The 23566-nt window shown below is 70.2% G+C and carries 23 protein-coding genes and 1 riboswitch; of the genes, 16 read left to right on the top strand and 7 right to left on the bottom strand.

The genetic code is table 11. From position 1 onward, the window contains the following. Positions 1–54 precede the first annotated feature (54 nt). From BKA00_RS19715 to BKA00_RS19695, 5 genes are all read left to right on the top strand, one after another. Positions 55–1308 (top strand): lipase family protein, encoded by a 1254-nt coding sequence (locus tag BKA00_RS19715; RefSeq protein WP_185027065.1) that lies wholly within the window; start codon positions 55–57, stop codon positions 1306–1308. 73 nt (positions 1309–1381) lie between these two features. Continuing rightward, positions 1382–1771, top strand: coding sequence for a DUF6221 family protein (locus BKA00_RS19710; RefSeq protein WP_185027062.1), 390 nt, complete (start codon positions 1382–1384; stop codon positions 1769–1771). A gap of 168 nt (positions 1772–1939) precedes the next feature. Further along, positions 1940–2128, top strand: a complete 189-nt coding sequence (locus BKA00_RS19705; RefSeq protein WP_185027060.1) for a hypothetical protein — start codon at positions 1940–1942, stop codon at positions 2126–2128. Positions 2129–2420: 292 nt separating this feature from the next. After that, a complete protein-coding gene (locus tag BKA00_RS19700; protein WP_185027058.1) occupies positions 2421–2927 on the top strand; it encodes a hypothetical protein in 507 nt (168 codons plus the stop codon). A 207-nt stretch (positions 2928–3134) separates the two neighbouring features. Further along, complete coding sequence (locus BKA00_RS19695) at positions 3135–3425, top strand: hypothetical protein (RefSeq protein WP_185027056.1); 291 nt, start codon at positions 3135–3137, stop codon at positions 3423–3425. A 242-nt stretch (positions 3426–3667) separates the two neighbouring features. Here the strand turns inward: BKA00_RS19695 and BKA00_RS19690 are convergent, their stop codons facing one another. The 3 genes from BKA00_RS19690 to BKA00_RS19680 all read right to left on the bottom strand — a co-directional run bounded on the left by BKA00_RS19690 (position 3668) and on the right by BKA00_RS19680 (position 5446). Then, positions 3668–4075: a DUF3224 domain-containing protein gene (locus BKA00_RS19690; protein WP_185027054.1), complete on the bottom strand. Its 408-nt coding sequence runs from the start codon at positions 4073–4075 to the stop codon at positions 3668–3670. 353 nt (positions 4076–4428) lie between these two features. Continuing rightward, positions 4429–4821: a hypothetical protein gene (locus tag BKA00_RS19685; protein ID WP_185027052.1), complete on the bottom strand. Its 393-nt coding sequence runs from the start codon at positions 4819–4821 to the stop codon at positions 4429–4431. A 433-nt stretch (positions 4822–5254) separates the two neighbouring features. Next, on the bottom strand, positions 5255–5446 hold the full coding sequence (locus BKA00_RS19680) for a hypothetical protein (RefSeq protein WP_185027050.1): 192 nt from the start codon (positions 5444–5446) through the stop codon (positions 5255–5257). A gap of 1263 nt (positions 5447–6709) precedes the next feature. Between BKA00_RS19680 and BKA00_RS19675 the strand changes: the two genes are divergently transcribed. Beyond that, on the top strand, positions 6710–7060 hold the full coding sequence (locus tag BKA00_RS19675; RefSeq protein WP_185027048.1) for a hypothetical protein: 351 nt from the start codon (positions 6710–6712) through the stop codon (positions 7058–7060). Positions 7061–7282: 222 nt separating this feature from the next. Here the strand turns inward: BKA00_RS19675 and BKA00_RS19670 are convergent, their stop codons facing one another. Beyond that, positions 7283–7987 carry a nucleoside/nucleotide kinase family protein gene (locus BKA00_RS19670; RefSeq protein ID WP_221493216.1) on the bottom strand — a complete coding sequence of 235 codons (705 nt, stop codon included), beginning with the start codon at positions 7985–7987 and terminating at the stop codon, positions 7283–7285. 68 nt (positions 7988–8055) lie between these two features. Then, a riboswitch (S-adenosyl-L-homocysteine riboswitch) is annotated at positions 8056–8136 on the top strand. Positions 8137–8139: 3 nt separating this feature from the next. On the opposite strand from BKA00_RS19670, the gene metH reads away from it, so the two are divergent. After that, the gene (gene metH / locus BKA00_RS19665) at positions 8140–11766 is read left to right on the top strand and encodes a methionine synthase (protein ID WP_221493215.1); all 3627 of its coding nucleotides are present in this window, start codon (positions 8140–8142) and stop codon (positions 11764–11766) included. 70 nt (positions 11767–11836) lie between these two features. On the opposite strand, the gene BKA00_RS19660 is transcribed toward metH, so the two are convergent. Then, positions 11837–12355, bottom strand: coding sequence for a hypothetical protein (locus BKA00_RS19660; protein WP_185027044.1), 519 nt, complete (start codon positions 12353–12355; stop codon positions 11837–11839). 123 nt (positions 12356–12478) lie between these two features. On the opposite strand from BKA00_RS19660, the gene BKA00_RS19655 reads away from it, so the two are divergent. From BKA00_RS19655 to BKA00_RS40510, 6 genes are all read left to right on the top strand, one after another. Next, entirely contained in the window at positions 12479–13159 is a 681-nt protein-coding gene (locus BKA00_RS19655; RefSeq protein ID WP_185027042.1) for a TetR/AcrR family transcriptional regulator, read from the top strand. A 76-nt stretch (positions 13160–13235) separates the two neighbouring features. Next, entirely contained in the window at positions 13236–13886 is a 651-nt protein-coding gene (locus BKA00_RS19650) for a formylglycine-generating enzyme family protein (protein ID WP_221494014.1), read from the top strand. Between the two features lie 171 nt (positions 13887–14057). Further along, on the top strand, positions 14058–15107 hold the full coding sequence (locus BKA00_RS19645; protein WP_185027038.1) for an SRPBCC family protein: 1050 nt from the start codon (positions 14058–14060) through the stop codon (positions 15105–15107). A gap of 74 nt (positions 15108–15181) precedes the next feature. Beyond that, the gene (locus BKA00_RS19640) at positions 15182–16681 is read left to right on the top strand and encodes a putative sodium/potassium/calcium exchanger (RefSeq protein ID WP_185027036.1); all 1500 of its coding nucleotides are present in this window, start codon (positions 15182–15184) and stop codon (positions 16679–16681) included. Then, positions 16678–16935, top strand: coding sequence for a hypothetical protein (locus tag BKA00_RS19635; protein ID WP_185027034.1), 258 nt, complete (start codon positions 16678–16680; stop codon positions 16933–16935). The genes BKA00_RS19640 and BKA00_RS19635 overlap by 4 nt, the downstream gene beginning before the upstream one ends. 62 nt (positions 16936–16997) lie before the next feature. Then, positions 16998–17807 (top strand): NUDIX domain-containing protein, encoded by an 810-nt coding sequence (locus BKA00_RS40510; protein ID WP_221493214.1) that lies wholly within the window; start codon positions 16998–17000, stop codon positions 17805–17807. A gap of 23 nt (positions 17808–17830) precedes the next feature. On the opposite strand, the gene BKA00_RS19625 is transcribed toward BKA00_RS40510, so the two are convergent. After that, entirely contained in the window at positions 17831–18538 is a 708-nt protein-coding gene (locus BKA00_RS19625) for a hypothetical protein (protein WP_185027032.1), read from the bottom strand. An 836-nt stretch (positions 18539–19374) separates the two neighbouring features. Then, positions 19375–19833, bottom strand: a complete 459-nt coding sequence (locus BKA00_RS19620; RefSeq protein WP_185027030.1) for a hypothetical protein — start codon at positions 19831–19833, stop codon at positions 19375–19377. A gap of 386 nt (positions 19834–20219) precedes the next feature. On the opposite strand from BKA00_RS19620, the gene BKA00_RS19615 reads away from it, so the two are divergent. From BKA00_RS19615 to BKA00_RS19605, 3 genes are all read left to right on the top strand, one after another. Next, positions 20220–21218: an RNA polymerase subunit sigma-70 gene (locus BKA00_RS19615; protein ID WP_185027028.1), complete on the top strand. Its 999-nt coding sequence runs from the start codon at positions 20220–20222 to the stop codon at positions 21216–21218. A gap of 5 nt (positions 21219–21223) precedes the next feature. Next, positions 21224–21946: a DUF6069 family protein gene (locus BKA00_RS40505; RefSeq protein ID WP_221493213.1), complete on the top strand. Its 723-nt coding sequence runs from the start codon at positions 21224–21226 to the stop codon at positions 21944–21946. A 238-nt stretch (positions 21947–22184) separates the two neighbouring features. Then, positions 22185–23423, top strand: a complete 1239-nt coding sequence (locus BKA00_RS19605) for a hypothetical protein (RefSeq protein ID WP_185027026.1) — start codon at positions 22185–22187, stop codon at positions 23421–23423. The last annotated feature ends 143 nt before the right edge of the window (positions 23424–23566 follow it).

Raw genomic sequence — 23566 nt, 5'->3', positions numbered from 1 at the left:
GCCACGCCGGCGGCAGCGGCGAGGACTTGCCGCCACGTTGAAGGGTTGCCCGCCATGTCCACCACCGTTCGACGGCTCGCACGCGCCGCGATGGCGTCGTGCCTCGGCCTCGCCCTGACGGCGGCCGCCCTCCAGGGCACCGCCGCCGCGGCGCCGCAGGACCCCAGGCCCCCGGCCGAGGATCCGTTCTACCAGCCGCCCTCCCCGCTCCCGGCGGGCGCGCCCGGCGACGTCATCCGCTCGCGTCCCGCGGTGTTCACCGTCGACCCGGTCGGCCACTCGCCCTACGCGGGCGTCAAGTCCTGGCAGGTGCTGTACCGGTCGGAGACGGCGCAGGGGCGGCCGACCGCCGTCTCGGGCATGGTCCTCGTCCCCACCAAGGAGTGGACGGGCCAGGGCGAGCGCCCGCTCGTCTCCTACGCCGTCGGGACGCGCGGACTCGGCGACGCCTGCGCCCCGTCCTACACACTCACCCAGGGCATGGACTACGAGGAGCTGTTCATCGCCGACGCGCTCAGCCGCGGCTGGGCCGTCGCCGTCACCGACATGGAGGGCCTCGGCACGCCCGGCCGGCACACCTATGAGGTCGGCGGCTCGCAGGGCCGGGCCCTGCTGAACGTCGCCCGCGCCGCGCGGCGCCTCCCGGACGCCGGGCTCGGCGGCTCGCCGGTCGGCCTCTGGGGCTACTCGCAGGGCGGCACCACCGCGGGCTGGGCGGCGGAGCTGGCCGGGACCTACGCCCCCGAACTGGCGATCAAGGGCGTGTTCGCGGGCGGCGTCCCGGCGGACCTCCAGGCCGTCGCCAAGAGCCTGGACGGCTCCCCGTTCGTCGCGCTCATGTTCATGGCCGCCGTCGGCTACGACGCCGCCTATCCCGAACTCGACCTGGCCAAGTACCTCAACGACAGCGGACGCGAGCTGCTGGCCAAGGCGCAGGACATGTGCCTGGTCAGCTTCGACGGGCCCCTCACGGTCGTGCAGACCGCGTTCAGGCACATCAGCGACTACACGACCAGCGACCCGCTGGCCACGCCCGAGTGGCGGCGGCGCCTGGACGCCAACAAGCTCGGATCCACCGCCCCGAGCGCCCCGGTGCTCCAGACGCAGGCCGTCTACGACGAGATCATCCCCGCCGGGCAGGCCGACACCCTCAACAAGGCGTGGTGCGCGAAGGGCGCCAACGTCACCTGGAAGACCTACACCTTCGCCGAGCACGCCACCGGCATGCTCTGGAGCGAGCCCGACGCGATGGCGTTCCTCGGCGACCGCTTCGCGGGCAAGCCGGTCACCGGCAACTGCGCCGCCTGATCCCTTGCCGGCAGGGCGATCCCGCGCCCGCGGCCATAGGGCCGTCCCGCTCCGCAGGGGGCAGGATGGCCCTATGGATCTGGTGGAGTTCCTCCGCGCACGGCTGGACAGGGACGAGCAGACGGCCCGCGCCTGCTCCGGCGCCCCCTGGAAGGCGGCCCCCTCCGGCACGGTCAGCACCGACACCGGCGATCCCGGCGCGGACGGCCCCGCCTATGTCGCGACGGCGGAGAACGGCGCGTACGCCGAGCACATCGCCCGCCACGACCCGGCCCGCGCGCTCGCCGAAGTGTCCGCCAAGCGCCAGGTCGTCGACGACTACGAGAAGCAGGCCTGGATCCTCGGCCAGGGCCACCGCACCCCCGAACTCGACGCCGCGCAGGCCGTCCGCGAGACGGTCCTGCGCCTCCTCGCGCTGACCTACGCCCACCACCCCGCCTACCGGGAGGAATGGCGCCCCTAGTGCCCGAGGCGCAAGGGCCCCGGGCAACGCGAGCGGCCCCTGTCTCGGGGGAGGCGCGGGCGGATTCTTTGTGCTGCCGGACGGTTTCTAGGGCCGGTCCACACGGCCAGCTCGTCCGGACACCAGGTCCCGACGAGGCAACCAGACCAGAACGAAGGATGAACACCCATGAAAGACGTGGTCTTCGGGATCGCATACGTCCAGCGCTTCGACGACCCCTCCAACCCGACCGTCTACGGGGTCATGATCGACCCCGACGGTAACCGTCGCGTCTGCAACGGCGACAACCACGACAGCAACGGCGACAACCACAACGGCACTGGCCACAACCCCGCCGCCGGCGACAACCAGCGATAGCCAGCGCGAACGCGCTGACGATCGCCCAGGACTCTGGGGCCCGGCGGATGCCGGGCCCCACTTTCATGCCCCCGCCCCCCCGGAAAACGAACTTGGGTTCAAGGGGTCAGTGCATCACCGAAAATGATCTTGATCGTGTCGGAGGTGCGAGTGCGGGACTCCGGCTACGACGCTCGGCTTGCACGTGTGGGGATCGGCGGCAGCGAATCTGCTCATGATCCGGACGGTCCGGAGATAGGGAGCCGCGGATCAGAGTGCGGCTCAACGCAATCCAGACACACAGGAGCTCGACATGCGTCACGAACTGACCGTGCCTATGTCCGGAAACTTCTACCTCGACGCCGGTTCGGCCGAAGAGGTCCTCATCATCCTCAAGGAGTGCGAGGACATCAAGGTCGTCCTCGACGCCGCCGGTCCTCGGTTCGAGGAAGCCGCGAACCAGGCCACCCTGGAAGGGTTCGAGGAAGCAGAACGCTCGTTTCCGCGCGCTGGCGTCGGCTACCAGCTGATCATTCCGTGGGTCAACGACGGTGTGGTCGCACGGTGGTGCCGGCGGTGGTCCCGTCGTCGGGATCGGACGACGATCACTGTCACGATCCCCCGTGACGTCCGGTTCACCGCGACCACTCGCTTCGGCAATACCGCGTCCACCAGGTTGCTGAACGTCGGCCTGCTCCCCTTCGTGGAAGCCGCAGAGGACCGGCGGGTCCCTCTGGACCCCGAGACGGTCGAAGGCATGATCATCCGAGGGGGACGCGTCCGCTGCCTGGACGGCAGCTCCTTGCAAGAGGAGCTGTAGACCACAACCGGCTTCGGCCGACCGCGGGGGCTGGAAGCCCAGGGAAGCCGCGTTGCGGCTTCGGCGGCAACACACCAACCGCCCTCTCGAACACGGCGGGCGGTCAGTAAGCGGTCATCGACGGTGACCCCCAGGGATCCGCGATGAACCGAACAACGACACACGGAACCGGTCTGCCCCAACGGGCAGGCCGGTTCTTCTAATTCGGTGCAGGCTGTCAGGCAGCTTCTCGCCATCATCGCCAGCATGGCCCTCGTCCTCTTCGACACGTACGCCCGATTCGTCTGCATGGGCCTCGCCATCGTGGACTTCGGTCGGAGCGGCTGGATGACCGTCTTCCACGACAACGGGGCCTCCGACGTGCTCATCGGGTTCGCCATCCTCGCCGGCGTCCTCGCCGACTTCATCGCCCGCCGCGCCGACGAAACCGTCAGCGCGGCTGCGGCAGTGGCCCCGCAGGGCCAGAACCTCGAGTCCACCGACGCTCGGAAGAAGTGACGCCGGAGAACTGACACCGCCAGGCGGCTGGGAACCGTGTTCCCAGCCGCCTGATCCGTTTGACGTCGACCGCGCCATCCCGGGGTCGTCAGACAGGCGCGCTGGGCCTTCTGTGTGGAGCGGGTGACGAGAATCGAACCCGCCGTCAGCTTGGGAACCATCGCAAATTCAGTTGTCAACCTCGCTGAAATGGCGTTCGCCCATCCGCTAGTAACCGTGAGCACCCCTACAAAAGTTGCGGGTTACTCCAAGGTGTAGTCGAATCGGATACGGTGCGTGCCGTCCTCGTCAATGATCACGCTGCCCGTGCCAGAGATTCCGGCGAGCCCGCCGGTGCCGCTGTGGGGCACAATGGTGAAAAACTCATCGCTTCGGTCATCGCCGGCCGTCGCCGCGTAATGCACGAAGTTGAACGTGCCATCATGGCCGTTCAGTGAGCCCTCGAAGGACTCCATCGCCACATAGCTGCCCACGCCGGCCGATTGGTCGAAGGCGGAGGTGAACAGCGTCGCGGAGCGGCCTACGATCTCCCCGTCGTAGTGCTTCTCCATCGTCGAGATGCCGACGGGCAGAGCAGTGGTGATCGCTGGGTCGGGTCTCACTTCGGTGGCGGTGAAGCCCTTTACGGTGAAGGTTGCAGAAGCTCTCATGCTGCGACCGTATCGGTACGAGCCCCGACGACGGCCACCGCAGCCCGTACCGGAGGTTGGGGCCCCGGATACCAACGTTTTGACGCCCTGGCCAGGCCGACGACAATGGGGCTTCCCGGAAGTCAGGCGCCCGGTCGGCGACCGCGGCCGGGGGACGTACGACAGTCGTACCTGGGCCTTGGCCACCGCCCGGGTCGGCGTCAACAGCCCTGAAAAGAGGTCTGGTCCCGCGGTCAAGCCGCGGGACCAGAACATTGGGTGACGAGATCCTGGCCACCCACGATCAAGCTGGGGGCCAGGACGACGGGGGTCGTAGACCGGGACGACGGGCGGCAGACCGATCCCGCGCGCAGTCAGTTGGCGGGGCAACGCCCGATCCCGGTGCCGATGAACGCACTGACGCCGCCGGCGAAGAGGATGCCGACCACGAAAGGTGCCGTCCACAAGTTGGCGAGGCCGGCCACGTCATAGACCTGGCCAAGTGCCCCTGCCGCAGCGGCCAAGACGGCGACCACTACCCACTCGGCGCCCAACCTGGAGCGAAAGTGCGGCCTGGTGGCAGCCAGGTAGCTGGCGTTGCCGCCGATGAGGCCGCCGAAGACCGGACCGACAACGGCAAGGACGGGGTCAGCCCAAAAGCTGCTCCCCGTGAGGGAGTCCAGGCCGTAGAGGATGGCGCCGGAAACGCTGCCGGCTACCGCGAAGGCGGCGAGGACGGTGAAAGCTACACGGATACGCCAGGTCATGACGATCCCTCCCCTGTTTGTAGTGGCACCCAAAGGGCGCGCTTCGCACACGACCGTCCAGAGCGCACCGAGGACGGCAATCTCTGACGAGAACATGAGGCCCGCTCTCAGCCCCACCGACGCGCACGAGTTGGCCGGGGAACTGCTGGGCCGGTCCCGCGACAACGCCGCTGGCGGGGCTTGACCGGTTCGCGGCGGGCTTGAGCACGCGGGCGGCCCGTGGTCATTCGATGTCCAGGCCTGGAGCACGTCACGCGCGGCCAAGTCCGAGCGCAGGCGCAGGTACCGGACGGCGTGGCGCCAGCGGCCATGTTCCACCGCGGCATTTTCGGCGGCCAACTCCGGCAGCACCCGCGTATACCAGATGGGCTCCTGGGCGCCGGGCAGTCCACCGGCCCAGCCGGCAGGCAGCGGCCGAGGCCAGGGATGCTCGTCACCGGCGCGGCGTCAGCAGGTCGGCCAGCTCGCGCCGCGCCGGAGCGGGCAACGGGGTCGGGCGCGCGGCGACGCGCAATCGGCTGCGGCGATGCTCGTACCGTCCGAGGACCAAGGTCCGCGGCGCCTGCACGGATCCGGTGACACCACCGATGATCATCTCGGTGGTGGTGCGGTGCTTCACCTTCAACCAGTCGCGACGATCTCGGGAAACGCCGCGTTGAGGCGCTTGAGGCGCCGGGACCAGAGCTGCACACCGCCGTGCTCGTCAAGGTGGCCTATGCAGCGGAAACCATCGAACTTGGGCTGACATCGGCAGCCGCCAGGACACCCGCTCTCGCCGGGGACGGCGTCGACGCTCGCCACCGCCATGGGCGAGGGGGCGCCGGATGTGCATCACCGCCCCCCTTTCACGCTGGTCGCGCGCAGGCTTCCGGGAGGGGGCGCCAGATCCCCGCGGCGATCCACCACGGGGCCCCGGCCAGCGGACGTCCTCGCTAGACCTAGCGGCTCATGGGCTCCTGAGCGGCGTCCTAGCGTCTAGCGGTGCGTGGGCGGCCGGGCCGGGACCGGCCCCCAGGCCGCAGCCCGGCCCGGACGGGCCGCGCGCCGATCCCGTGCTGCGCTACGCGGGGCGTCCCGGACGGTTGTTCGCGAGAGCGCGCCCATGGGCGCCACTACAACGAAGAGACAAGGGGAACAACCATGACCAGACGTGACGCCTTGATGATTGCCCTCGTCGGTGGCCTCGCCGGTGGCTGGGTCGGTGGCTGGAGTTCCGCATCCGCTCCGGGATCTCACCGCTTATCTGCTCCAGCAGGGCGTCGTCAGTGGTGTCGGCCTTCACGACCGTGACGTAGGCGTGGCTCTCCTTCACCCAGCCGCTGCTCCCCCGCAGCTTGACCGTGACGATCACGAAGTACTCGGTCTCTGCGGCGTCTCCCAGGTTCGGGGGGTGGGAAACGATGGCACGCGGCGCGGTCTCGTTTGTCATTGCTCAGCTCCTTGTTTTTCGCACGTCAGTGCGGACCACCCCGCGAAGGGGCCTCGGAGCAGACAGTCCATAACAACCGGACCGGCGCAAAACCTGACCTGCCGGGCTCATGTCCCGGCAACCGCGACCCGGCCGACGTCGGCGGCCCCCAGGACCGGCCCAGCGAGGCCGCACGCCGGGGGCCGGCCACGTCCCGGCGCCCGGGCAGGGCGCCCTTGAAGACGGAATGAAGGGTTCTCATCCGCGAAACTCGAAGCCAGAAACCGTGCAGGTCAGACGGGGAAGTAGGCGATACCGGTTCCGGGACCGGCGGAACCGGTCAACCGTCCTGGCCCTCGTTGCCGTCGAGGTGGCCGGTGGTCGTGTTTGCGTGGCGCGGCCGGCTCGGCACGGTCATCCCTGAATCGCGTGTCCAGGCGACCCCGCACTGGCGCCGCACAAACAGGGAGACGAACAACTATGAGGAAGCTTGGGATCTACTGTGCGATCTTCGTCGGCGTGCTCAGCGTGTGCCGCGCCTTCGTCGAAAACAGCGACTTCGGCGCCCTCGCGGTCTTCGGGGTCTGCTTCGTCGTCGGTCTGGGCGCCGGTTTCGCCGCCGTCACTGTCGACACCAGGCGGCCCAACGCCGGCCTCTTCATCGACGGCCTGTTGATCGGCGGTGTCGGCCTCAGCGCCGTGGCGATGATCGTTGGCCACCTCACCTCCAACTTCGGCCTCTTCGTCTTCGGAGGCTGCGGCTTTGGCTTCATCGCGGCGGCTGCCATCGCCAGCGGCGCCGTGAGCATCCGGCGTGTTGGCGGCCAGTAGCCGCCATACGCACCCGCGCAGCGCCCTGCAACGGCCCTCGTACCGCGCGTACGAGGGCCGCTTCTTTCCTCGAAGACGCAGAGAACCCAGTTCATGCGGGCACGAAGAGTGACGGCCGCCACGCATAGCTACTTTGGGGCTGGGGTCAGCTTCGGGAGCGGAGGGCCACGTCCGCTCGCCGGTCAACGCCTACGGGGAAGGGCCGCCTGTTGATCGCCGAGTCTACGGCGCGCTGGTGTCGCAGCCGTCGTGTCGCCGAGCTCGGCGCCGTGGCATGTTGAGAAACGTTCTTGGGTTCAAGGGGTCAGTGATCAAAGCGGGGTGGCCCGGGTCGTCCATCTTCAGGGCGACGTCGGCGGTGCGCACCGGCTCGACCTCGGAGTCATAGCGCGCGTAGGCCGGAAGGGTCCACGCCTCATCGCCGGCCGTGCGGCGGGCCAGCGCCCCGCGCGACAAGGACAGGTGGACGGTCAGCTCGAACGGCAGCCCCCGGCCGAGCAGCAGCGACCCGTCCAGCAGCAGGACCCCGCCTGGCTGGACGCCCACGTAGTCCGCCCTCGTCGCCCTGTCGAGCGCCGCGTCCCACAGGCTGGGCAGGACCCTCCCCGTGCCGGACGGCTCCAGCGGCCCCAGGACCTCCCGGACGAGCCCGCCCACGTCGAGCCACTCGTCGTAGAACAGGTCCGGGTCGTCCCGACCGTGCTCGTAGCGCAGGGACGCCGGCCGCAGGAAGTCGCGCGCCGACACGCGCACGACGTCCCGTCCGAGAGCGCGCAAGGGGGAGACGAGGGCGTCGGCCAGGTCCGAGGGCGCCGCGGGCGGAGCCCCGTCGATCGCCACCCGCGACCAGGAGCCGCTCCCGGACGCCGCGATCCGGTCGGCCAGCTCCTCGACCACCAGAGACGGCGAGATCGGTCGTGCGCGCATCACCTCATCCTTCCCGCAACCCCCGGGCGCGCCTGACACACCGGCCTCTCGGAATGTAACCTCGGTACCGGGCCGAGAGGCGCTGCAACGGGCGAGAGCCCGCCACGCTCGGCCCGCGACACCTGATTCCGCAAGGGCGCCTCCCAGATTCCATGGGAGGTGCTCGAAAAAAAATGACCCGGACTCCATTGCGCGAACTTCTTGAGCAGCGGATCGCGGTGCTGGACGGCGCCTGGGGCACGATGCTCCAGGGCGCGGGCCTGACCCCCGGCGACTACCGCGGCGACCTCATCGGCGACGACCACCCCAAGGACGTCACCGGCGACCCGGACCTGCTGAACCTGACCCGCCCGGACGTCATCCTGGACGTCCACCGGCAGTACCTGCGGGCCGGCGCCGACATCACGACGACCAACACCTTCACCGCGACCAGCATCGGGCAGGCCGACTACGGCCTGGAGAGCCTGGTCCGCGAGATGAACGTGCGGGGCGCCCGGCTGGCCCAGCAGGCCGCCGACGAGTTCGGCGGGCGCTACGTCGCCGGCTCCATCGGCCCGCTGAACGTCACGCTCTCGCTGTCCCCGCGGGTCGACGACCCGGCCTACCGCGCCGTCACGTTCGACCAGGTCAAGGACGCCTACGCCGAGCAGATCAGCGCGCTCGCCGAGGGCGGCGTCGACCTGCTGCTGATCGAGACGATCTTCGACACGCTGAACGCGAAGGCCGCGATCGCCGCCGCCCGCGAGGCCGCCCCGCACCTGCCGCTGTGGATCTCGGTGACCATCGTCGACCTGTCGGGCCGGACGCTGTCCGGGCAGACCGTCGAGGCGTTCTGGCGGTCCATCGAGCACGCCGAGCCCCTGGTCGTCGGCGTGAACTGCTCGCTCGGCGCCGAGGAGATGCGCCCCCACGTCGAGGAGCTGGCGCGCCTCGCCGGCACCTACACCGCCTGCCACCCGAACGCCGGCCTGCCGAACGCCTTCGGCGGCTACGACGAGACCCCCGAGGAGACGGGCGGCAAGGTCGGCGAGTTCGCCGCGGCCGGCATGGTCAACGTCGTCGGCGGCTGCTGCGGGACGGGCCCCGACCACATCGCCAGGATCGCCGAGGCCGTGCGGGGCGTCGCCCCCCGCGAGGTCGCCAGGCCCGGCGCCGCGAGCCGGTTCAGCGGCCTGGAGCCGTTCGCGATCGGCGCCGACACCGGCTTCGTCATGATCGGCGAACGCACCAACGTCACCGGCTCCAAGAAGTTCCGCAAGCTCATCGAGGCGGGCGACCACCAGGCCGCCGTGGACGTGGCGCTCGACCAGGTGCGCGGCGGCGCGAACCTGCTCGACGTCAACATGGACGCCGACCTGCTCGACAGCGAGCGGGAGATGACGACCTTCCTCAACCTCATCGCCACCGAGCCCGAGGTCGCCCGCATCCCGATCATGGTCGACAGCTCGCGGTGGAGCGTGCTGGAGGCGGGGCTGAAGACCGTCCAGGGCAAGGGCGTCGTCAACTCCATCAGCCTCAAGGAGGGCGAGGGCCCGTTCCTGGAGCAGGCCCGCCGCATCCGCGACTTCGGCGCCGGCGTCGTCGTCATGGCCTTCGACGAGACGGGCCAGGCCGACACCACCGAGCGCAAGGTGGCGATCTGCGGCCGCGCCTACGACCTGCTCACCCGGGAGGTCGGGTTCCCGGCCGAGGACATCATCTTCGACCCGAACGTCCTCGCCGTCGCGACCGGCATCTCCGAGCACAACGGCTACGCCAAGGCGTTCATCGACGCGCTGCCCCTCATCAAGGAGCGCTGCCCGGGCGCCCGCACCAGCGGCGGCATCTCCAACCTGTCGTTCTCCTTCCGGGGCAACGACGTCGTCCGCGAGGCGATGCACTCGGCGTTCCTGTTCCACGCCGTCCGGGCCGGCCTCGACATGGGCATCGTCAACGCCGGGCAGCTCGCCGTCTACGAGGACATCCCCGCCGACCTGCTCGAACTGGTCGAGGACGTGCTGTTCGACCGCCGTCCCGACGCCACCGACCGGCTCGTGTCGTTCGCCGAGAACGTCAAGGGCGAGCGCACCAGGCGCGAGGTCGACCTGTCCTGGCGGGACGCGCCGGTCGCCGCCCGCCTCTCCCACGCCCTCGTGCACGGCATCATCGACTTCATCGAGGAGGACACCGAGGAGGCCCGCCAGGAGGCCGAGCGCCCCCTCGACGTCATCGAGGGCCCGCTGATGGACGGCATGAAGGTCGTCGGCGACCTGTTCGGCTCCGGCAAGATGTTCCTCCCCCAGGTGGTCAAGAGCGCCCGCGTGATGAAGCGGTCGGTCGCCTACCTGGAGCCCTTCATGGAGAAGGAGAAGCAGGAGGCGATCGCCGCCGGCCGCGCGCACAGCGACCGCGGCCAGGGCAAGATCGTCCTCGCGACGGTCAAGGGCGACGTGCACGACATCGGCAAGAACATCGTCGGCGTCGTCCTCGGCTGCAACAACTACGACGTCATCGACCTCGGCGTCATGGTCCCCGCCGCGAAGATCCTGGAGACCGCCGTCCAGGAGGGCGCCGACGCCGTCGGGCTGTCCGGGCTGATCACCCCGTCCCTGGACGAGATGGTCGCCGTGGCCGCCGAGATGGAGCGCCGCGGCATGCGGCTGCCGCTGCTCATCGGCGGCGCCACCACGTCCCGGCAGCACACCGCCGTGAAGATCGCCCCCGCCTACGGCGCGGCGACCGTGCACGTCCTGGACGCCTCCCGCGTCGTCGGCGTCGTCTCCGACCTGCTCGACGACAAGCGCGCCGCGGCGCTGGACGCCGCCAACCGCGAGGAGCAGGCCCGGCTGCGCGAGCAGCACGAGAACAAGCAGCGCCGCCCCCTGCTCACCGTCGGGAAGGCCCGCGAGAACCGGGAGCGGGTCGACTTCGGCGACCTGCCGGCGCCCGACTTCACCGGCGTGCGGATCGTCCGCCCCGAGATCTCCGCGCTCCGCGAGATGATCGACTGGCAGTTCTTCTTCCTGGCCTGGGAGCTGAAGGGCAAGTACCCGGCGATCCTCGACCAGCCCGTCGCGCGCGAGCTGTTCGACGAGGGCAACGAGCTGCTCGACCAGATCATCGCCGACGGCGCGTTCGAGGCCTGCGGCGCCTACGGCTTCTGGCCCGCGCACTCCGACGGCGACGACATCGTCCTGCCCGGCGCAGCCCGCTTCCCGATGCTGCGCCAGCAGACGTCCAAGCCCGAGGGGCGCCCCAACCGCTGCCTCGCCGACTACATCGCCCCGTCGGGCGACCACCTCGGCGGCTTCGCCGTGACGATCCTCGGCGCCGAGGACCTCGCCGCCAAGTACGAGCACGACAACGACGACTACAAGTCGATCATGGTGAAGGCCCTCGCGGACCGCCTCGCCGAGGCGTTCGCCGAGTACATCCACCTGGAGGCCCGCCGCGCCTGGTTCGAGCCGGACGCCGACCCCGCCCTGGAGGACCTGCACGCCGAGCGGTTCCGCGGCATCCGCCCCGCGCTCGGCTACCCGGCGAGCCCCGACCACAGCCTCAAGCAGACCCTGTTCGACCTGCTGGACGCGGGCCGCCTCGGCATGAAGCTCACCGAGTCGTACGCGATGGCCCCGGCCGCCAGCGTCAGCGGCCTGATCTTCGCCCATCCGGCGTCCCGCTACTTCACGGTCGGGCGCGTCGGCAGGGACCAGATCGAGGACTACGCCCGCCGCTGCGGCCTCCCGGTCGCGGAGGTCGAGCGCTGGCTCGCCCCCAACCTCGCCTACGACCCCTCGTAACTCCCGGCAGCGGCGACGCCGCAGGGCCTTCGCGGAGCACGTCGCCGCGAAGGCCCTGGTTCGTCGGGGGTCAGATGAAGGAGACGGCGGCCAGGGCGATGGCGGAGCCGGCGAAGACCACCGTGTTGCGGACGTAGGTCTGGGCCCGCACCCAGCCCGGAAAGGCGTCCTCGGCGGCCTTGAGGAAGGCGGCGACCCGGATCCGGGCCAGCTCCGGGTCGCCCTTGCGGCGGAAGGCGGCCTGGACGGACGACACCGCGGTGAGGTTGCTCCAGACGATCCCGGCGTTCAGGAGCAGGACCAGCGAGGAGAAGACCCAGGTCAGCGGCTGGGCCAGACCGGCGCCGGCGAGGTTCAGGGCGGCGGCGAGGGCCATGGCCGCAGCGACGGCCGCGGGGACGGCGGTCTCGTGGCCGCCGGCGTCGAAGCGGAGCCCGTTCTCCTCCAGGACCTCGGGGCGGACGTCCTGGCGGCGCAGTTCGGCGACCGCGGCGGCCCTGGCGCCCGGGCCGTAGCGGTGGCGGACCAGCGGGATGCTGACGAAGGCGGCGGCGACCAACAGCTGCATGACGGCGGCGAGAGCGTGCACGGGATCCCTCCAAGAGGACTTGTACTTAGTTCAACTGGCTGATGCCGAGAACGCTAGACCAGAACTTGAACAATGTGCAAGTGCTGACTTGAACAAAGTTCAAGCAGTGCCTATCGTGGTGTCGTGCCACGCGACACCCTCTCCCGCGACCAGATCGTTCGTACCGCCATCGAGCTCCTGGACGCCGAAGGGCTCGACGGCCTGAACATGCGCGCCCTGGGCAGACGGCTCGACTCGGCCGCCACGGCCGTGTACTGGCACGTCAAGAGCAAGGACAACCTCGTCCTGCTGGCCACCGACCGGGTCTGGGGCGAGCTCGCGCTGCCCGATCCGGACGCGGTCGGCTGGCGCGCCGCGGCCACCGCCATGGCCCTCGACCTGTACGGGATGTTCACCGGGCACCCTTGGCTCGTGCAGGTCTTCGCCGCCCACGTCGTCTACGGGGAGAGCAAGGCGCGCCACGACGACCACCAGCTCGCCCTCTACGAGGCCGCCGGCTTCACCGGCGCCGAGGCCGACCGGGCCGCCGCGGCGGTGTTCACCTACGTCCTCGGCAACGCGGCCGGCGTCGCCGCCACCGCCTCGCTCACCCGCGGGCTCGACGGGAACGGCGGCACCGCCGAGCGGCGGTTCCGCGACGCCATGACCGAGGCCCACGAGATCGCCGCCCGCTTCCCGCGCCTGCGCGCCCGCCTGGACACCCCGGCGGGCACCGGTTACGCCGCCTCCCCCGACCGGACCTTCGAGTTCGGCCTCGACGCCCTCCTCGACGGGCTGGAGCGCCACGACGCCCGAGGCCGGTGACCGGCAGGCCGCCCGGCCCGCCGAAGGCGGGCGCCGGTAGGCTCACCCGCTGATGGATGCGAGCGCCGAGGTGGAGATGGTCGCCGTCCCGCCGGGGACGGTGACGCTGTCGGACCGGCGGACGCAGCGAAGCTGGGCGGTCGAGCTCGCGCCGTACCGGCTGGCGGCGTTCCCCGTCACCCAGTCGCAGTATGCGCGGGTCACCGGCCGGTGGCCGAGCACCGCACGGGGAGACCGGCTGCCCGTCGAAGGCGTGTCGTGGCTGGACGCGATCCGGTTCTGCGACGCCCTGTCCGAGCGTGAGGGGCTGGCGCCCGCGTACCGGCTCGATGCCGGCGGCGAGGGCGCCGAGTGGGACGCCTCCGCCGACGGGTACCGCCTGCCGACCGAGGCCGAATGGGAGCACGCCTGCCGCGCCGGCACGACCGGCCCCCGGTACGGCCCCCTCGACGAGATCGCCTGGTACCGCGGAAATGCCCAGGACCACGTTCACGACGTGGGCGGCAAGCGGCCCAACGCGTGGGGCCTGCACGACATGCTGGGGAACGTCTGGGAGTGGTGCTGGGACCTCTACGACCCCGACGTCTACGGCGCCTACCGGGTGCTCCGGGGCGGCGGTTGGTCCGACGAGCACTGGAGCTGCCGGGCCTCGGTGCGGCGCCGCAGCCACCCGACGTTCCGGATCGACGACGTGGGCTTGCGCGTGGCGCGTTCCGTCCTCCGCTGACGGGGGAATCAGGGGATCGCGGGGCGAGGGAAAGAGCCGTCCCCGCACGTGCATACGAATAGTAGATCATTCGTTTTTGCAGGCCAGTGGCGCTTTTACCGTTTTAGTCCTGAATTCTCAGGCTATGTCGTCAGGGTCAGGGGAAATCAGCAAGGGAAGCGAAGGCTGATCATGACCGAAGCGGGCAACGGGGACGGCAGCAAGCCGCAGGAGCTCCCCGTCGAGCAGCTCAAGGACGCCGGCCGCGCCCTGGCCCAGGCCCTCATGGTGCGGGCGCTGGAGAAGGCGAGCGGCCGGATCGAGGGCCTGACCGAGCGGCTGGACGCCGGGAACGGCGCGGGAGTCGCCGGGAAGGCGGCGGCCAAGGGCGCGCAGAAGCTCGCCGAGGGCGAGTCGCCGCTCAAGGCGGGCCTCAGCGCTGGCGCGACCGGGGCGAAGGAGATGGTGAAGGGCAAGGTCAAGGACGCCCTCCCCGGTGGCGGCGGGGGCAAGGACGGCAAGGGCGGCGGCCAGGGCAAGATGAAGGTCACCAACATCATCGAGGAGTTCGACGTCGGGCTGCCTCGCCGCGTCGCCTACGACCAGTGGACGCAGTTCGCCGACTACCCGAGCTTCACCAAGAAGGTGGAGAGCGTCGAGCAGGAGTCCGACGAGAAGATCAACTGGCGGGCGCAGGTCTTCCTGTCCCACCGCACCTGGGAATCGACGATCGTCGAGCAGGTCCCGGACGAGCGGATCGTGTGGAAGTCCAAGGGCCCCAAGGGCTACGTCGACGGTGCCGTGACGTTCCACGAGCTGGCGCCGTCCATGACGCGGGTCCTGCTGGTGGCCGAGTACCACCCGGACGGGTTCTTCGAGAAGACCGCGAACATGTGGCGCGCCCAGGGCCGCCGCCTTCGCCTGGACTTCAAGCACATCAAGCGCCACATGATGACCAAGACGCTGCTGGAGCAGGAGGAGGTCGAGGGCTGGCGCGGCGAGATCCGCGACGGCGAGGTCGTCAAGACCCACGAGGACGCCCTCAAGGAGGAGCAGGAGGCCGAGGAGCGCGAGAAGGGGGAGGAGGAGCAGCCGGAGGCAAAGGAAGAGGAGAAGGAAAAGCCGGAATCAGAGGAGGAAGGCGAGAAGGAGCCGGAGGCAAAGCAGGAGGAGCCCGAGGCAAAGCCGGAGGAGCCGAAGGCAAAGGAAGAGGAGAAAGAGCCAGAAAGCGCCCGTGCCTGACGCCTTCGCTGGTGGAAGGCGGCGCTGTGGGGGGATGAGGTCCCGGGGACCAGGAGCGAGCATCGGGGGGAACGATGAGCGACGGCGCGTCCGGCAAGGCTGATCGCGAGCGGCACGAGCCCCGCGATGACTCGGAGGGCCTGACCGGAAGGACCATCCAGCCGGACCGGCGGGCGCAGCCCGCGGAGGGCCCGGACGTCCACCTCGACGTCCCGCAGCTCAAGGTGGAGGAGATCTCGCTGGAGGTCGAGAACCTCGAAGCGCACGTCTCGCTCGTCGCCGAGGTCCTCGACCTGCTCAAGCTGAACGTCGGCGCGGACGTGTTCCTCGGCAGGGTCAAGCTGGAGATCAAGGGCGTCGAGGCGGAGGCCGAACTCCAGGTCCGGCTGGACAACGTCGCCATCATCGTCGACCGCGTCCTGACCACCCTCGATCGCAACCCGGAGATCCTCCAGCACATCGGACGCGGCCTGGAGTCGGCGGTGAGCGACATCGGCTCCGGCACCGGCAGCGCCGTGGGCGAGGTCGGCAAGGGAGCCAGGGGAGCCGTGGAGGACGTCGGGCGCGGAGCCGGCGGCGCCGTCGAGAGCGTCGGCGAGGGCGCGGGAGGCGCGGTGAAGGACGTCGGCGAGGGCGCGGGAGGCGCGGTCAAGGACGTCGGCAAGGGCGCGGGTGAAGGTGTCAGCGAGGTCGGACGAGGCGCCGGCCGCGCGGCCGAAGAAGTGGGCGAAGGCGCGGGCGAGGGCGTCAGCCAGGTAGGCAAGGGCACCGGCCGCGCAGCCGAGCACGTGGGCGAAGGTGCGGGCGAGGGTGTCGGTGAGGCAGGCAAGGGCGCGGGCCGAGCGGCCGAACAGGTGGGCCAGGGCGCGGGCGAGGGCGTCGGTGAGGCAGGCAAGGGCGCGGGCCGAGCGGCCGAACAAGTAGGCCAAGGTGCGGGCGAGGGCGTCGGTGAAGCCGGGAAGGGCGCGGGCCGAGCCGCCCAAGGTGCGGGCGAGGGCGTCCGGGACGCGGGCAAGGGCGTCGAGGACACGGCGGGCAAAACGGCCGAGACCGCGAAAGGCGCCACCGAAACGGCGACGTCCCAGGACTCCTCACACCAGGACGAGGGGGCAGACGAGCCGGAGAACTCCCCGGACGAGGGCAGGGAGAAGCCGGAGCCCGAGGACACTTCAAAGCAGGGCAGAGAAGACACGGAGTCCGAGGACTCCGCCGAGCGAAACGAGGAAGCCGACTCCGAACACCCTTCCGACAAGGACGAGGAAGGAGCCGACTCCGAGAACACCTCCGACCGGGACGAGGAGCGAACGGAGTCCGAGGAGTCCGACCGGGGCAAGGAGAGAGCGGAGCCGGAGAACTCCTCGGACCAGGACGAGGACGAAGAGAAGCCCGAGGACTCTTCCGGCGACGAGGACGAGCCGGAGGAAGAGAAGGACACGAACAGCGGGACGGCCCCGTCCGACGGAGATCAGGAGATTACGGCGCTCCAGGGCGCCCTGCGCGAGACCGAGGATTCCGTCCGCGAGTTGGGCAAGGCGCTCCTGCGGATGGTCTCCCAGCAAGGCAAGCGCTCATGAGCCCCGGCGACCTGCCCGACGCTGACCTCCAGCGCACGGCGGACATCCTCTTCACCGCCAAGGTGAAGGCGGCCGAACTCCGCTTCGAAGTGGTCCCCGACGTCTCGGTGACCTTCACCGAGGGCTCGTCCGACGACTCCACCTCCGGAAGCGCCCGCACCAACCTCCCAGACCAGGTCAAAACCCAGACCACCTACCAAGACATCCAGATCGACTACGCCATAGCCGCCAAACTCGCCCCGCCACCGGAGTGATCCTTCGACCGGATGTTCGAAAATCGGGAGTGGGTGGGAGGTCCGCCGTCTAGGGTCGCGTCGTGGCGAACTCCGAAGCTGCCGAGCCGTGCCGCGGGTTCTGGGCTGATACCGCCCGCATCCTGGATGGTTATCTGGCCGAGGTGCCGACGCATCTGCTGGTGATGAAGATCGCCGAGGAGGTGGGCGAGGTCGTCGAGGCCTATCTCGGGATGACCGGCGGCAATCCCCGCAAGGGCGTCCACAAGACGACCGAGGACGTCCTGGACGAGTTGGCCGACGTGATCCTGTCCGCCGCCGTCCCCATGGTCGACCTGGCCGGAGGCCCTGAAGAGGCAGGACGGCACATGGCAAGGCGGCTCGGCGTCGTCTCCGCCCGCGAGGTCGCCGAGGTCGCCGCGGTGTCCGCGAACGGGTGGCACGGGTCGTTCATCGCGCCGCACGTCCTGTTGCGGCGCGAGGACGGGACGGTGCTGATGCTGCGCCGCTACAACACCGGCTACCGCGACGGCTGGCTGTGCCCGCCCGCGGGGCGCATCGAGCCCGGCGAGGACGTCCTGGCGGCGGCGATCCGCGAGGCCGGAGAGGAGACCGGCGTGACGCTGCGCCGCGACGATGCCGTGTTCAGCCACGTCATGCATCGCACCGCAGCGTCGTTGCCCGGCCCCTGCCAAGCGGTCAGCGACTACTGGTTCACCTTCGACCGCTGGGTGGGAGAACCGCACGCGGCCGAACCCGACAAGGCCTCGGAGGCGCTGTGGATCGATCCGGCGGCTCCACCGGCCGACCTGATCCCCTACTGCGCGCAGGCTCTTGCCGCCATCGGCCGCGGGGAAGCGTTCAGCGTCCGCGGGTGGGCCGAGGAGCGCTGAATCTCCCGCCTGCCCCGCTCGTGTCAGCGCAGCAGTGTGTTGCGCAGCGTGATGCCGTGCAGGAGGCGCAGCCTGCGCAACTCGTAGTAGGCGAGAGCGGACACCGTCACCGGCGCCCCCAGCGTGAGCGCCAGGGCCAAGAGTTGCGGAACTCCCTTGAAGGAGTCGTCGAACAGGTTGACCACGGCCATCACCCAGGACGCCGACACGCTCACCAAGGGCGGGATCAGCTCGTGGATGTCGGCCGTCCGGAACACGTTGGTCAGTGAGAGGACGATGCCGTAGACGGTGAAGGGGAGCATCCAGAGGAAGAGGACCACGCCCGCGGGAATCATCACCACGGGGCCGGCCGCGTCACGCGCACCTTCCAGGTCGGGTACGGCGGCGAGCACGAACGTGAACATGGAGCCGAACATCGCCGCGACCGCGATCAGGGGGTAGCGGAGCCGGCGCGCGAACGCGCCCCGGTTCGGCGGCCGTGCGGCCACGACGAAGGCGCCCACGATCAGGGGCAGGACGCACGTGAGGATCAGAACGTTGATCCAGGCGTCGCCGAACCGCTCGCTCGCCAGTTCCTGGGGGGCGGTGGCCCTGTAGATCGCGGCCACGGCGAGGGTCACCGTGATGCCCGCCCAGGCCCGGACGACCTGGAGCTTCCGGACGCGCGCATCGACGACCAGGTCCGGCCGCGAAGGCCGGAACACCACCTGCGCGACGCGGAACGGGTTCACCTTCCGGACGATTCGTCCCGCCCGCGTCGGCGGCCGTGGGGGCGGTGGGAAGCCGGGTGGCGGATACGGCGGGCGCTGGGGCGGATACTGCGGCGGATACGGAGGCTGCGGGTAGGGCGGGTACTGCGGCGGCGGGCCTTGGCGCCAGGGCGGAGGTGCTCCGTATCCGGGATGAGGCGGCGGTGGTGCTCCGTATCCGGGATGAGGGGGCTGGCTCTGCGGCGGAATCGGGGGCGGTCTGTGTCCGCCAGGTCCCCACGGACCACCGGGACCGGTCACTAAGGGCTCCTCAGGGGTGGCTGTGGACGCTCGGAACACCTGGGCCTGAAACGGGCTGGGGGCCATGGTGCATGATCTGGACCGCTCCGGGCACGGGGTCGATCCAAACGTTAGATGCCGCCCGGGGACCGCCAGTTCGTGCGCCGTCGAGGTCGGCAAGCCGCGTTCGCGATCGTGACCGGGTCCCGCCGCCAAGCCCTCGCCGCACCTCAACGGCCTTGACCGGACGTTCGGCACCACCGGCCGCCGCAGCAGCACGCAGGCGCGGAAGAGGTGCCCGCCCTTGAGAGCGCCAACGACCGGCTGCGAGGTCTCGTCGGAGACGGCGTCCTCGCAGAGGAATGAGTCCGGCGGTCCGCGTCCTGGACGGCGAGGTCGATGCCGTGCGCGTCCCGGATGAGCCCGGGGCGGAGCGGGACACCGCCTGTGGCGGGATGTCCGGTCGGGGAATAGACGGAACGGGGGCCTGGCATCGGCCAGGCCCCCGTTGAGCAGAACCTGGTATCGGCCAGGCCCTTGTTGAGCAGGACCTGGCCGGTGCCAGGCCCCGCGAGTGGTCACTCGCCCGCTGCGACCTTGGTCTCGGCCGCGGTCTCGGCCGTGGCCGCGGCCTCGGCCGTGGCCGTGGTGTCGCGGAGACCGATGGCGGCGCCCGCGAGCACGCCGTAGAGGACGGGGAGGTACAGCCAGACGATGCTGCTTCCGTTGGTGATGTCGAGGCCGGCGAGGCTGAAGGCGGCCATGAGAAGGCATGCGGCCACCCCGCAGGCGGCGAGGTTGGAGGCGATGCGGGCGGCCGTCTTCCGCTCGTCGGCCGGGCCGGGGGCGCAAGCGCCGACCAGGACGCCGCAGACGCCGCTGACGATGCCGCACATGGCGCCGAAGGCGGCGCCGGTGTGGGCCGTGTCGGCGAGGTGGTCGAGGTCACCGGGGCCGACGACCGCCATCCAGCTCAGGCCCATGGCGGTTGCTCCGACCAGGGCGCCGAGGACGGTGCCCAGAATGACCGAGCTCACTCGGACATTCCTCGTCGAGACCAGCCGGTGCAGGTCCGCCAGATTCCGCCGAACCTTCGCCGGAACCCGCCGTACCTTCGCCAGACCTCGCCGAACCTTCGTCTGGGGCAGTCGAAACTGCTTCATGTTGTTACCCCTCTTTGAGTCAGGGTGCGCGGGCCTTGCCCGCGCAACCGGGTTGTTTTTTCGAGCGCTCGTGGCTTCTCCACGAGGCTCGTGTCCTACCGTGCCGAGCATCGCCCTTCTGGCAATCGATCGAGCGCACTCTTCGGACGGGAGCGCCGCTCGGGCAGGTCGGCGCCACGCCGGTCGGCCCCGGTGATGAGTTGTCGCGCCCACGGTCGTCACACCTGTGACGGCACACGATGAGCGGGGAGGATGACGTGATGAATGCGGACACGCACCCGGAGGAACTGGGCGTGAGCGGGCTGGGCGAGGTCGACGAGCCGGCGTTCTCGGGGCTGGCGGAGCGGCACCGGCGGGAGCTGCACGTGCACTGCTACCGGATGCTCGGGTCGTTCGAGGACGCCGAGGACACGGTGCAGGAGACGTTCCTGCGTGCCTGGCGGCGGCGGGAGACCTACGAGGGACGGTCGACGTTCCGGGCCTGGCTGTACCGGATCGCCACCAACGCCTGCCTGGACCTGCTCGCCAAGCGCCGCCCGGAGCCCGCGGCCGGCGGCGAGGTGCCGTGGCTGCAGCCCTACCCGGACCGGCTGCTCGACGAGCTGCCCGCGGGCGACGCGGACGAGCCGGAGACCGTCGCCGTCGCGCGGGAGACGATCGAGCTGGCGTACTTGGTCGCGGTCCAGCACCTCGCGCCGCGCCCGCGGGCCGTGCTGATCCTGCGGGACGTGCTGGGCTGGCCGGCGAAGGACGTCGCGGAACTCCTCGGGGACTCCGTCAACTCCGTGAACAGCGCGCTGCAGCGGGCCCGCGCCGGCATGCGCGAGCACCTGCCCGCCGAGCGGCAGGACTGGACCGGCGACGAGGACGACGCCGGGACGCGCGACCTGGTGCGCCGCTTCACCGACGCCAGTGTGGCCACGGACATCGACGGTCTCGCCGCGCTGCTGCGCGAGGACGTCCGCTGCTCGATGCCGCCCACGCCGGGCCTGCACGTCGGCCGCGACGCGGTGGTGGCCGACTGGGTCGAGGACGGCTTCGACCGCATGACGGGTCTTCGCGCCGTCCAGACCTCCGTGAACCGTCAACCCGCCGTCGCCTTCTACCACTGGCGGGAGCGGGAGGGCGCGTACCTGCCGCTGACGATCGACGTCCTGCGTGCCACCGGCGGGGTGATCACCGAGATCGTCATCTTCCACGACGACCGGTTCCCGCGGCTCGGGTTGCCGGAGCGACTGCCGGCGGACGGCACGGAGTAGCTCCGGTGCGGACGCTCGCGCTGCGCGGCGGTGGGCGAGTCGCGGTGGTCGCCGCGGAGTGGCACGACGCGTTCCTCGTCGTCACCCGCGGGCGGGTGCAGCTGGAGTTGCGCGACGGCGAGCCGGGGCCGGTCCTCGGACGCGACGTCGGGTTCTGGCTCCGCGGCACCGGCGTCCGCGCCCTGCGCAACCCCGGCCGCCGCACGGCGAGGGTGCGCATCGCCGCCCCCAGGCCAGCACCGCCCCATACCTATCGAATGCGGAGAAACGACATGAACAGCATGAACGACGGCGGTGCCGTCGCAGGCACGGCCTCGGACCGGACCGGCCGCGCCCCCCGACTCGGCAGGCTCGCCGTCACCGGCTTCATCGCCGCACTCGCGGCGATGGCGGCCACCACCCTCGCCGCCGCGCTCGCCCAGGCTGTGGGCGTCGACTTCGAGATCCCCGAGGGCGGCGAAGCGATCCCGTTGGCAGGCTTCGCCGTGGTGACCGGCTTCTTCTCGATCGTCGGCGTCGCCATCGCCGCCGCTCTCCTTCGGTGGAGCACGCGCCCCGCCGCGCGATTCGTGTGGACGGCGGTGTCACTGACCGCGATCTCGCTGATCCCGCCTTTGCTCTCCGGGGCCGACGCCGCCACCACCACGGCCCTCCTCGGGCTGCATCTCGTCCCGGCGGCGGTAATGATCCCCACCCTGGCGCGAAGCCTCCGCACCCAGGCCGATTGACGATCTCCCCACGGGACGAACGCGCGGCGCAAGGGCATGCGCCGGCGCACCACCGTCCACCGGGTGCGGGGTGCGCTCGGGGGCGCCGGTGTCGGCGAGCCGGCCCGGACCAGCGAACCAGGAATCGGGGGAGCGCGAGAACACGGGGTCGCGGTTGCGATTCCCGCGGCGGTCCGCACGGTGGATTTAGGTGCCCCGACTCAGCTGGGGCGCAACGCAATCGAGAAAGGAGTTTCGCATGTATCGCGTCCACAATGCCGGCGGCTCCGAGTACGAGGCCGCCGACCAGACCAGTAGAGCGGCCCAGCCCGCGGCCGAGAACGCCGTCGGCGCCGCACCCACGGACCCTCAGGGACCGGGTGACGCGGAACGGTCCGCTCGCGAAGAGGCCCCCACCGCTGGATCGGATCGAAGCGACACCCACGGGTGGCGGCTGACCGCCGCACTCGTGGAGGTGGGTCCTCCTCCGGCGGCGCAACCAGTGCGGTCCGCGCCCTCCGGTGAGGAGCCGTCACGGACCTGGAGAGAGCGGCTCGCCGAGAAGGTCCGCGCGGGGAGAGTGAATCTCTCCAGAAAAGAGGCGGAAGCCGTCCGCGGTCTCTTGGAGACGGTGGAGCGCCGTCGCCAGGTAGGCAGTCTCAACGTCTCCCGTCTGCAGCTGGACAAGGTGACCGAAGCCGCCCGCCTCGGCGATGTGATCATGGTGGAGGCGCCCGGGCTCTATTTCCTCGACTACGGCGGACGGGTGGCGTACGAAGAACTCCTGGCGGAGGACCGGCGGGTGATGGAGTTCGCCTCCGCGTTCGTCAAGGGCCTGCGGGAGGAGTACCCGGAGGCGACGATCGTTGTAGTCGGTCTTTATGATGATTACAACTTCAAAAAGCCGAACAGTCCCGAGTTGGCAGTTCCCTGGCCCTTCGATCCGGACCGCGTCAGAGAATTCCGAGAGAGTGTTCCCGGCGTTCTCGAAGAAGCGGGGCTCATCCTTCCCGGAGCTCGGCGTCGGCGGGAGCATATTGACTTCTTCGAGGCGGACCTGGTTCGCGTCGCTCACAACTTGGTCGACGATCTGACGCGCGAAGGCTATACGATCGAGTCGAACGGCCGAGTCGACTACATGAACTCGGAGGTCGAGAATCCGGAGCACTTCCGCTTTCCTCTGCTTGACAGGAGCGGGCGCCCTTACTGTGTGATCCTGGACCTCGCGAAGATGCTCGAGAGCCTGAAGATCATCCGTGGAGTCCACCCCGGTCGGCAGGTGCGGCACGTCGCCGCATTCGAGAGCTGCTTCAAGTCGCAGCAGGACCAGCTCTGGGAGCTTCTGCTGATATTTGGCGTCAAATACCACGAATGCCATACGGTTTTCATCCGGGAGGATTCCCCTCCCGGACAAGTGACCCTTGACACTCAACGCCTGTTGCGTTCTGCGCGGCGGCCCTACGGTCAAAGCCACGACCGCCACGAGCTGACAGCGTGACCGCCCGCGGCTCGGGCGGACACGTCCACCACTAGTAGCGATCTACGATCGCGTCGGCGCAGGGACCGGGCACCATCGCCGGGCCCTGCATCGGCCGGAGAACCTTCTCGGTGCTCCGGCCGCAGGGCGCGATGGTCGGTCGA

The sequence above is a fragment of the Actinomadura coerulea genome, from assembly GCF_014208105.1.
Lineage (GTDB): Bacteria > Actinomycetota > Actinomycetes > Streptosporangiales > Streptosporangiaceae > Spirillospora > Spirillospora coerulea.
This window is presented reverse-complemented; position numbering and strand designations above follow the sequence as displayed.